This is a genomic window from Isoptericola sp. NPDC056134 (genome assembly GCF_042264825.1).
GTDB lineage: Bacteria > Actinomycetota > Actinomycetes > Actinomycetales > Cellulomonadaceae > Isoptericola > Isoptericola nanjingensis.
The window spans coordinates 26,957-36,815 of sequence record NZ_JBHJVM010000030.1 but is presented as its reverse complement, the minus strand read 5'-3'; the positions used below and the strand labels follow the sequence as shown (position 1 = coordinate 36,815).

9 protein-coding genes are annotated in these 9,859 nt (G+C 74.5%); 2 read left to right on the top strand and 7 right to left on the bottom strand.

Features of this window, described 5'->3' with window-relative positions; genetic code table 11:
• Positions 1-70: 70 nt before the first annotated feature.
• Positions 71-1,708, bottom strand: coding sequence for a bifunctional phosphoribosylaminoimidazolecarboxamide formyltransferase/IMP cyclohydrolase (gene purH / locus ACFCZN_RS19465; RefSeq protein ID WP_430557852.1), 1,638 nt, complete (start codon positions 1,706-1,708; stop codon positions 71-73).
• Positions 1,709-1,898: 190 nt separating this feature from the next.
• Positions 1,899-2,471: a helix-turn-helix domain-containing protein gene (locus ACFCZN_RS19460; RefSeq protein WP_430557851.1), complete on the bottom strand. Its 573-nt coding sequence runs from the start codon at positions 2,469-2,471 to the stop codon at positions 1,899-1,901.
• Positions 2,472-2,549: 78 nt separating this feature from the next.
• Between ACFCZN_RS19460 and ACFCZN_RS19455 the strand changes: the two genes are divergently transcribed.
• Complete coding sequence (locus ACFCZN_RS19455; protein ID WP_429766188.1) at positions 2,550-3,587, top strand: SDR family NAD(P)-dependent oxidoreductase; 1,038 nt, start codon at positions 2,550-2,552, stop codon at positions 3,585-3,587.
• Positions 3,588-3,647: 60 nt separating this feature from the next.
• On the opposite strand, the gene ACFCZN_RS19450 is transcribed toward ACFCZN_RS19455, so the two are convergent.
• On the bottom strand, positions 3,648-4,973 hold the full coding sequence (locus ACFCZN_RS19450) for an MFS transporter (protein ID WP_430557850.1): 1,326 nt from the start codon (positions 4,971-4,973) through the stop codon (positions 3,648-3,650).
• A gap of 83 nt (positions 4,974-5,056) precedes the next feature.
• On the opposite strand from ACFCZN_RS19450, the gene ACFCZN_RS19445 reads away from it, so the two are divergent.
• A complete protein-coding gene (locus ACFCZN_RS19445) occupies positions 5,057-5,632 on the top strand; it encodes an ArsR/SmtB family transcription factor (RefSeq protein WP_429766184.1) in 576 nt (191 codons plus the stop codon).
• 24 nt (positions 5,633-5,656) lie between these two features.
• Here ACFCZN_RS19445 and purN read toward each other — a convergent pair whose 3' ends face one another.
• From purN to sucC, 4 genes are all read right to left on the bottom strand, one after another.
• Positions 5,657-6,313, bottom strand: coding sequence for a phosphoribosylglycinamide formyltransferase (purN, locus tag ACFCZN_RS19440; protein ID WP_430557849.1), 657 nt, complete (start codon positions 6,311-6,313; stop codon positions 5,657-5,659).
• A 57-nt stretch (positions 6,314-6,370) separates the two neighbouring features.
• Positions 6,371-7,624, bottom strand: a complete 1,254-nt coding sequence (locus ACFCZN_RS19435) for a DUF6350 family protein (protein WP_430557848.1) — start codon at positions 7,622-7,624, stop codon at positions 6,371-6,373.
• A gap of 116 nt (positions 7,625-7,740) precedes the next feature.
• Entirely contained in the window at positions 7,741-8,637 is an 897-nt protein-coding gene (gene sucD, locus ACFCZN_RS19430; protein ID WP_429766179.1) for a succinate--CoA ligase subunit alpha, read from the bottom strand.
• Positions 8,638-8,674: 37 nt separating this feature from the next.
• On the bottom strand, positions 8,675-9,844 hold the full coding sequence (gene sucC / locus ACFCZN_RS19425) for an ADP-forming succinate--CoA ligase subunit beta (protein WP_430557847.1): 1,170 nt from the start codon (positions 9,842-9,844) through the stop codon (positions 8,675-8,677).
• Positions 9,845-9,859 lie beyond the last annotated feature (15 nt).

Genomic DNA, 9,859 nt, shown 5'->3' with positions numbered 1-9,859 from the left:
GGACCGCACCCGGGTGCGGTCCCGACCGAGCCTCTCTATCTCGCGGTCCGGGGTTCTCTATCTCGCGGGGTCAGTGCGCGAAGTGGCGCGTCCCGGTGAGGTACATCGTCACGCCGGCGGCCTGAGCGGCCTCGATCACCTCGGCGTCGCGGATGGACCCGCCGGGCTGCACGACGGCGCGGACGCCGGCGTCGAGCAGCACCTGCAGGCCGTCGGCGAAGGGGAAGAACGCGTCGGACGCGGCGACCGCGCCGCGCGCCCGCTCCGCCCCGTCGGCGAGCGTGTTCGCGCGCTCGACGGACAGGCGGCAGGAGTCGACGCGGTTGACCTGGCCCATGCCGATGCCGACGGCGGCACCGTCGGCGGCGAGGAGGATCGCGTTGGACTTGGCGGCGCGGACGGCCTTCCACGCGAACGCGAGGTCGGCGAGCGTGGCCTCGTCGGCGGCCTCGCCGGCGGCGAGGGTCCACGACGCGGGGTCGTCGCCCTCGGCCTGGAACCGGTCGACCTCCTGGACGAGCATGCCGCCGGAGATCGGGCGGTTCTCGGCGACGGCGTGCGGCGGGGTGTCGACGACGAGCAGGCGCACGTTCTTCTTCTTCTGCAGGATCTCGAGCGCCTCGGGCTCGAATCCCGGTGCGACGACGACCTCGGTGAAGATCGGCGCGATCCCCTCGGCCGCGGCCTTCGTGATGACCCGGTTGGCCGCGATGACGCCGCCGTACGCCGACACCGGGTCGGTGGCGTGCGCGCGGGCGTGGGCCTGCGCGACGTCGTCGCCGACGGCGATGCCGCACGGGTTGGCGTGCTTGATGACCGCCACCGCGGGGCCCTCGTGGTCGTGCGCGGCGCGCCAGGCGGCGTCGGCGTCCACGTAGTTGTTGTAGCTCATGGCCTTGCCGTGCAGCTGGGTCGCCTGGGCGAGGCCGGTGCCGCCGTCGGTCCGCGTGTACAGCGCGGCCTTCTGGTGCGGGTTCTCGCCGTAGCGGAGCACCGCGGCGCGCTCGAACGCCGCGCCGGCGACGTCGGGCATGTGCGACTCGAGGGCGGTCTCGTCGGGCGCGTAGACGCTGGCGAACCAGGAGGCCACGGCGACGTCGTACTGCGCGGTGTGCGCGAACGCGGCGGCCGCGAGGCGCTTGCGCTGCGCGAAGGTGAAGCCGCCGCCCTGGACCGCGGACACGACGTCGTCGTAGCGCGCCGGGTCGACGACGACGGCGACGCTCGGGTGGTTTTTCGCCGCAGCGCGGACCATCGACGGCCCGCCGATGTCGATCTGCTCGACGACCTCGTCCGGGCCGGCGCCGGACGCGACCGTCGCCGCGAACGGGTACAGGTTCACGACGACGAGCTCGAACGTCTCGATGCCGAGGTCGGCGAGCTGGGCGAGGTGGTCGGCCTTGCGGGTGTCGGCCAGGATCCCGGCGTGCACGCGCGGGTGCAGCGTCTTGACGCGGCCCTCGAGGCACTCGGGGAAGCCGGTGAGCTCCTCGACGCGCGTGACGGGGACGCCGGCGTCGGCGATCGTCGTGGCGGTGGAGCCGGTGGAGACGAGCTCCACGCCCGCGGCGTGCAGGGCGGTGGCGAGCTCGGTCAGGCCGGTCTTGTCGTAGACGCTGAGCAGCGCACGGCGCACGGGACGCTGGGCGTCGTCGGCGAGCTGGACGTCGGGGGCGGTGACGTGGGCGGCGGAGTGTGCTCCGGACATGAGTGTGTTCTCCTCGGGCGGGTTCTCTCGCGGAAAGACCCTCGCACCCAGGCGGGCGGCGCGCATGGCGGGACGTGTCGGCCGCTCCCCGGTGGTGACCCACCCTCGCCAGTCACGGCCGCGGCGAGTCTACCGAACGTCGTCGGGACCGGTCACTGCAGCGGTCACGAAGCGCGGTCACGGAGCGCGGTCACGGCAGAGCGACGTCCATGCCGAGCAGGTGCCAGGCCCGGGCCGCGGTGTCCGCCCGGTCCGCCGCGGGGCGTCGGGTGAGGGCTCCGGCCACGAGCTCGACGCCGAGCATGAGGTCCTCGACGGAGGTGCCGGCGGGCACCTGGCCGGCCGCGAGCGCCGCGTCGCGGTGCGCGGCGAGCACGGCGGCGACACGGTCGCGCAGCTCGAGCATGCGCCCCGGCCGGTCCTCGACCAGCAGGTCGACCACCCCGACGGACTCGATGGCGTGCCGCGTCACGAGGCCGAGGAGCTCCGGCAGCGCGGCGCCGGCGGCCGACGCCGCCTCCAGCGCGTCCACGTTCTCCTCGACGACGGCGGCCACGAGGGAGACGCGGTCCGGGAAGTGCCGGTAGAGGCTGCCCTGCCCGACGCCGGCGCGTCGCGCGACCGAGCTGAGCGGTGCGGCCGTGCCGGACTCGGCGAAGACGGCGTGCGCCGCCTCCAGGAGCGCCGCGCGGTTGCGGGCCGCCGCCGCGGGGCCGGGGTTGCTCCGGGTGGACGGGCGCGGGTTGCTCCGGGCGGTGGGCACCGGAATAGACTAACAACCGGACAGTGTTGTCCGGTTAGTACGAGAGCCCGTGAGGGACCAGCCAGCAAGGAGAGCACCATGGCCCTGTCCGCATCCTCGACCGTCGGCGAGTGGCTCGACCACCCCGTCGGAGGCCGCATCCTCGGCGCCGTCCTCGAGCAGGCCGGCGCGTCGGCCGAGGCGCTCGCCCCGGCGCGCAACCTGCCGCTCGAGCAGCTCGTGGCGCTGTCGAACGGGCAGTTCCCCGCCGAGATGGTCGACGGCCTCGTCGCCGCGTACCGCGAGCAGGCGCCCGACGACACCGGCGCCGACCGCGCGGACGGCGGCTCCGCCGCCCCCGCGCCCTGGGCCGAGCAGGTCACGCCGGGGCGCTTCGCCGGCCAGACCGTCGTCGTCACGGGAGCGGCCTCGGGCATCGGCCGCGCCGTCGCGTCCCGCGTGGCGCGCGAGGGCGGCCGCGTCGTCGCCGTCGACCTGGCGAAGGAGAAGCTGGACGAGCTCGCGGCGTCCCTGGCCGGCGTCGTGCCTGGCGCCGAGGTCGTCACCGTCGCGGGCGACATCACGTCGGCCGAGTCGGTCGAGGAGATCGTGCGCGCCGCCGGCGAGCGCGTCGACGCCCTCGCCAACGTCGCCGGGATCATGGACGACATGGGCGCCGTGCACGAGCTCACCGACGCGACCTGGGAGCGCGTGATGCGCGTGAACGTCGACGGCACGATGCGCCTCATGCGCGCCGTCCTGCCCGGGATGCTCGCCGCGGGCCGCGGCCGCATCGTCAACGTCGCCTCGGAGGCCGGCCTGCGCGGGTCCGCCGCGGGCGCCGCGTACACGGCGTCCAAGCACGCCGTCGTCGGGCTCACCAGGTCCTCCGCCGTGATGTACGCCGGCACGGGCGTGCAGGTGAACGCCGTCGCGCCCGGCGGCGTCGCCACCGGCATCCAGGTGCCCGCGCAGGCCGAGTTCGGCGGCGCGCGGCTGGGCCGCTACATGGGCAACATCCCCGGCATCGCGACGGCGGAGCACCTCGCCGCGTCGATCACGTTCCTGCTGTCCACCGACGCGGTGAACCTCAACGGCGCGATCCTCGCGTCGGACGGCGGCTGGTCCGCCGTCTGACCCCGACCCGTCAGAGCCACGCGGGTACCGGTACCCACGTGGCCCTGACGGCCCTCGAGGTCACTCGGCGGGCATCGGGAGGACGTCGTCGGCCCAGGTGTCGGGGGTGCCGACCCGCCACAGCGACCGCACCAGGGCCAGCCCGACGACGGTCGCGGCGAGCAGCGCCACCAGCGTCCACAGCACGACGCCGATGCCACCGGCCTCGAGCAGGGTGCCGCCGACCAGCGGGGCGAGCGGCATCGCCGCCACCCCGCTGAGCCCGAGCACGGACGCGAGACGACCCTGCATCCGGTCGGGGGTGATCGCGGCCGTGTAGCCCGCCATGGCCGAGTTCACCGCGGGGACCAGGAGCATCCCGATCCCGACCAGCACCACGTACGCGACGTAGGTCTGGAGCAGGGCCATGCCCACGAAGGCGAGCACGACCGGGACGAGCGCCAGCACCGTGAGGACGCCGAGGCGCAGCCGCGCGACCAGGGCCGGGGCCGCGAGAGCGCCCAGCAGCATCGAGCCGGCGGCCACGGTGCCGACGACGCCGATGAGGACCGGGGGCGTGCCCGTGCGCGCGAGCTCGAGGTTGATCCCGACGAGCATCCCGTTGACGGCGACGTTCACCGCGACGAACAGGCCGAGGCTCGCCCGGAACAGCGGCACCGCCCAGACGTACCTCAGCCCCTCGCGCAGCGCGGCGAGCGGCCGCGTCGCACGCGCCTCGATCACGTCGTCGTTGAGCGGGGCGCGCACGAACCACGCGCACAGGGCCGTCGCGGCGTGCCCGACCACCGCGCCCACCAGCGGCAGCGCCGCCGCGACGCCGTAGAGCAGGCCGCCGACCGGGCCGCCGGCGATCCCCGCGACGGCGTCGCGGCCCTGGGCCGTCGCGTAGGCGGTCGGCAGCTGTGCGGTCGGCACCACCGCCCGGAACGCGCCGCTGATCGCCGGGTCGAGGAAGGCCGCCGCGACGGCGGACCCGCACAGGACCGCCGCGAGGTGCCACGCCGTCAGGCCGCCGAGGGCCGCGGCGACGACCGCGGACGCCCACAGCACGGCCGCCACCGAGGCAGCGGCGACGACCAGCCGACGACGGTCCGTCCGGTCCGCGACGACCCCCGCCGGCAGCGTGGCGAGGAGCGCACCGGCCTGGCCCACCGCGGCGATCGTGCCCGCGGCAGCCGCCGAGCCGGTGAGCCCGAGCGCGAGCAGCGGCACGGCGAACCGGGCGACGCTGCCGCCGAGCGACTGGGTCGTGAGGCCGGACATCAGCAGGACGTACGGGCGGTTGCGGCGCAGCGGCGCCGGGCCCTCGGCGGCGCCAGCCGCGGTTCCGACGTGGGGCGTCTCACTCGAGGGAAGCGGCTCCGCGGCCGCCGTGGTCTGCGTCATGGGCACGACCGTAATCCCGCAACATCTATTGCGCAATAGTCATTGCGCACTGAATCCTGCGGGATCTTGCTAGGCTCGCGCACGTGCAGGAGACGATGGAGATCACCGAGCCGGAGGCGCTCCGCGCTCTCGCCCACCCCGTGCGGCAGCGGATCCTCATGCAGCTCTCGGTGCTCGAGCACGCCCGCGCCGCCGACCTCGCCGAGGCGATCGGGCAGCCCGCCAACTCGGTGAGCTTCCACCTCCGCGTGCTCGCCAAGGCCGGGATGATCGTCGAGGCGCCCGAGCACGCGCGCGACAAGCGCGACCGGGTCTGGACCAACGTGGCGCAGAGCTACCGCGTGAAGTCGGACTCCCCCGGCGCCGGGGAGGCGATCGTCCGCCCCGCGCTGCAGTGGACCGCCGACGTCTTCGCGCACCACGACGGCGACGACGACGACGCCAAGCGGCAGTTCATGCTCCTGACCATGCTGCTCACGAAGGAGCAGGCCGACCAGATGGCGCTCGAGGTCGCCGAGCTGCTGAGCCGCTGGGCCGACCGGAGCCACCAGGAGGCGCGCGACGAGCCCGGCGTCGCCCGGGAGGTCTACCAGGTGCTGAGCGCCTTCGGCCCGCGCGACGACGTCAGCGGCGAGACCGCCCGCGAGCCGACCGTCTGACGTCCCCGCGGTCGACGGCCGTCGTCAGCCGACGAGCGCGCGGCGCCCGTCGACGCGCAGCCCCTCGCGGGCGACGCGACCGACGGTCTCGACGAGCAGCGCACGCTCCGCGACCTTGATCCGCTCGTGCAGGGCGGACTCGTCGTCGCCGTCGAGCACGGGGACGACGGCCTGCGCCAGGATCGGCCCGGTGTCGACGCCGGCGTCGACGACGTGCACGGTGCAGCCGGTGACCTTCACGCCGTAGGCGAGGGCGTCCCGCACGCCGTGCGCGCCGGGGAACGACGGCAGCAGCGCGGGGTGGGTGTTGACGATCCGCCCCGCGAAGCGCTCGACGAACGAGGGCGCGAGGATCCGCATGAACCCGGCGAGCACCACGTAGTCGGGCCGGAAGACGGCGACGGCCTCGGCCACGCCGACGTTCCACGCGGGGCGGTCCTCGAAGTCCTGCGGGGCGACGACGACGGACGCCACGCCTGCGTCGCGGGCCAGGTCGAGCGCCCCGGCACCGGGCTTGTCGGAGACGACGCCGACGACGCGGGCGCCGTAGGCCGGGTCGTCGTGGGCGGCGAGCAGCGCCGCGAGGTTGGAGCCGCCGCCGGAGGCCAGGACCACGAGCCTGGCCTGGGCCGTGCCCTGGGCGGACGTGGACGCGACGGGGTGGCCGGACGGGGTCTGCACGACGTCACCCTACCCGCGCGTCCCCGCCGTCCGTCGCGCCCGGAAGGAGGCCGCGGCCTACTCCCGCCGCAGCCGCGCACCGACCTGCAGGTGCGCGCACGCCAGCACGACCGCCGCCCCGACGCCGACCTCGACGGCCACCATCGCGCCGGTGAGCAGGGGGTCCGCGCCCACGTGCGCCAGGCGTCCGGCACCGACCGCTCCCCCGGCCCAGTGCTGCAGCAGCCCGGTCGTGACGCCCGCGAGCAGCACCACGCCCGCGAGCACCTGGGCCAGGTCGGCCCAGCGGACCCGCTCGGGGTCGAGCCGCCGCCACGCGTACCAGCCCGCGAGCGCGCCGCATGCCACGACGGCGAGCGGGCCGGCGACCGCGGCCGTCGGGCCGGACCAGTCGGGGCCGGGCAGCGCGCCGAGCAGGGGCACGGCCGGGAGCGGGCCCGCCTCGGTCCCGCCCGGGGCGAACACGGTGTCCTGCCCGACGGCGAACCCCGGCCCGGCCAGCCACGACGTCGCCCACAGCACCAGGTTGGGCAGCAGCGCGAGCTGCGCGACGGCGAACACGATGCCGCCGATCCAGCCCGGGTCGAGGCCGGTCACCACGTCCTCCGACGTCGCCCGCCCCGCCACGACCCACACGAGGGTGAGCGCGGCCCCCAGCCCGGTCAGCGCGGCGAGCGCGACCGTGCCCGCCCGCAGGCCGAGCCGCGCGACGTCGGGCACCGCGCGGTCGAGCAGACCGCCGGGGACGACGACCTCGGGCCGGTCCGGCGGGACGAGGATGCCGAGCGCGGCTCCCGCCCCGCCCACGACGGCGCCGCCGAGCGCCGCGAGGCCGAGCCGGGGGGCGGCGGCCGCGAGCCCCTCGCCACCCGCCACGCCGGCGGTCGCGGCGGCGAGGGCGACGGTCGCCGCCGCGTAGGTCACGGTCGCCGCGACCCAGGCGGACGGCATGGGCAGCGCAGAGCGCTTGACGGACACGTAGGTCGTGAACACGGCGAGGGCGCCGATGCCGAGCGGCACGAGCGTGATCACGCCGCCGCCCGCGTCGATCGGCACGCCGTGCCCCAGCAGCCACAGCCCCGTGGCGACGCCGACCGCCCCGGTCCAGGCGGAGTCCGGCGACCCGCCGAGCACCCCGACGACCGCGAGCAGCACGACGACCGCTCCGGACAGCACGACGCCCTGCACGGTGGCCCACGCGCCCGAGGTGGCCGCGGCGAAGCGCTCGCCCCCGCGGCCGAGGCGCCGCGCGGGGCCGTCGCCGTCGACGGTCCGGGCGGTGCGGGGTCGGGTGCCGGGTGGTGCGCTCACCGGCCCATCGTCACCCGCGCGCCGGGCAGAACCCGGCAGACACACAGACGGCGCCCGCCCCGGTGGGGGGACGGGCGCCGTCTGTGTGTCGTGCGCGGCGCCGGAGCGCCCTCAGGTCAGAGCGACTTGAGGATCTCGCGCATGAGCTCGGCGGTCTCGGACGGCGTCTTGCCGACCTTCACGCCCACGGCCTCGAGGGCCTCCTTCTTGGCCTGCGCGGTGCCCGCCGAGCCGGAGACGATGGCGCCGGCGTGGCCCATGGTCTTGCCCTCGGGGGCGGTGAAGCCGGCGACGTAGCCGACGACCGGCTTCGTCACGTGCTCCTTGATGTACGCGGCCGCACGCTCCTCGGCGTCGCCGCCGATCTCGCCGATCATGACGATCGCCTGGGTCTCCGGGTCGTTCTCGAAGGCCTCGAGCGCGTCGATGTGCGTGGTGCCGATGACCGGGTCGCCGCCGATGCCGATGGCGGTCGAGAACCCGAGGTCCTTCAGCTCGTACATCATCTGGTAGGTCAGGGTGCCCGACTTCGACACGAGGCCGATCGGGCCCTTGCCCGTGATGGTGTGCGGCGTGATGCCGGCCAGCGACTCGCCCGGCGTGATGATGCCGGGGCAGTTCGGGCCGATCATGCGGGTCTTCTTGCCCTGGAGGTAGGCGAAGACCTCGGCCGAGTCCTGCACCGGGACACCCTCGGTGATGACGACGATCAGCGGCATCTCGGCGTCGACGGCCTCGATGGCCGCGTCCTTCGTGAACGCCGGGGGCACGAACAGGACCGACACGTTCGCGCCGGTCTCCGCCATGGCCTCCTTGACGGTGCCGAAGACGGGCAGCGTGACGTCGTTGCCCTCGTGGTCCTTGTGGGTCACGGTGGTGCCGGCCTTGCGGGCGTTCACGCCGCCCACGATCTGCGCGCCGGAGTCGAGCATCAGGGCGGTGTGCTTGGCACCCATCCCGCCGGTGATGCCCTGGACGATGATCTTGCTGTCCTTGTTCAGGTAGATCGACATTGTTCTCGAATCTCTGCTTTCGACGTCGGCGGGGCGCTCAGAGGTGGGCGAGCTCGGCGGCCTTGGCCGCGCCGCCGTCCATGGTCTCGGCCAGGGTGACCAGCGGGTGGTTCGCCTCGCGCAGGATGGCGCGGCCGAGGTCCACGTTGTTGCCGTCGAGGCGCACGACCAACGGCTTGGTGGCCTCGTCGCCGAGGATCTCCAGCGCGCCGACGATGCCCTTGGCGACCTCGTCGCAGGCGGTGATGCCGCCGAACACGTTGACGAACACGCTCTTGACCTGCGGGTCGTTGAGGATGACGTCGAGGCCGTTGGCCATGACCTGGGCGTTGGCGCCGCCGCCGATGTCGAGGAAGTTCGCCGGCTTCACGCCGCCGTGCTCCTCGCCGGCGTAGGCGACGACGTCGAGGGTGCTCATGACGAGCCCCGCGCCGTTGCCGATGATGCCGACCTCGCCGTCGAGCTTGACGTAGTTGAGGCCGTTCTCCTTGGCCTTGGCCTCCAGCGGGTCCGCCGCGGCCTTGTCCTCGAGCGCCTCGTGGTCCGGGTGACGCACCTCGGAGGCGTTGTCGTCGAGCGAGACCTTGCCGTCGAGGGCGACGATCGAGCCGTCCTCGGTGCGGACCAGCGGGTTCACCTCGACGAGCGTGGCGTCCTCGGCCGTGAAGACCGTCCAGAGCTTCTGGATGACGTCGGCGACCGGGGCCTTGAAGTCCTCGGCGAAGTTCGCGGCGTCGACGATCTCGCGGGCCTTGTCCGCGTCGATGCCCACGATCGGGTCGACGGCGACGCGGGCGAGGGCCTCGGGCCGCTCGACGGCGAGCTGCTCGATCTCCATGCCGCCCTCGACGGAGCACATGGCGAGGTAGTTGCGGTTCGCGCGGTCCAGCAGCACGGAGAAGTAGAACTCCTCGGCGATCTTGGCACCCTGCGCGATCATCACGCGGTGGACCGTGTGGCCCTTGATGTCCATCCCGAGGATCTCGCCGGCCTTCTCCTCGGCCTCCGCCGGGGAGTGGGCGAGCTTGACGCCGCCGGCCTTGCCACGGCCACCGGTCTTCACCTGGGCCTTGACGACGACGGTCCCGCCGCCGAGCTTCTCTGCACCCGCGCGAGCCTCTTCGGGCGTCGTCGCGACGACGCCGCCGAGCACGGGCACGCCGTGCTTCTCGAAGATGTCGCGAGCCTGGTATTCGAACAGGTCCACCCTGCTGCGTCCTTC

Excerpts from the sequence above, each read along its gene's own strand:
- purH (WP_430557852.1), bottom strand. The coding sequence starts at position 1,708 with ATGTCCGGAGCACACTCCGCCGCCCACGTCACCGCCCCCGACGTCCAG.
- ACFCZN_RS19455 (WP_429766188.1), top strand. The coding sequence starts at position 2,550 with ATGGCCCTGTCCGCATCCTCGACCGTCGGCGAGTGGCTCGACCACCCC.
- ACFCZN_RS19450 (WP_430557850.1), bottom strand. The coding sequence starts at position 4,973 with ATGACGCAGACCACGGCGGCCGCGGAGCCGCTTCCCTCGAGTGAGACG.
- sucD (WP_429766179.1), bottom strand. The coding sequence starts at position 8,637 with ATGTCGATCTACCTGAACAAGGACAGCAAGATCATCGTCCAGGGCATC.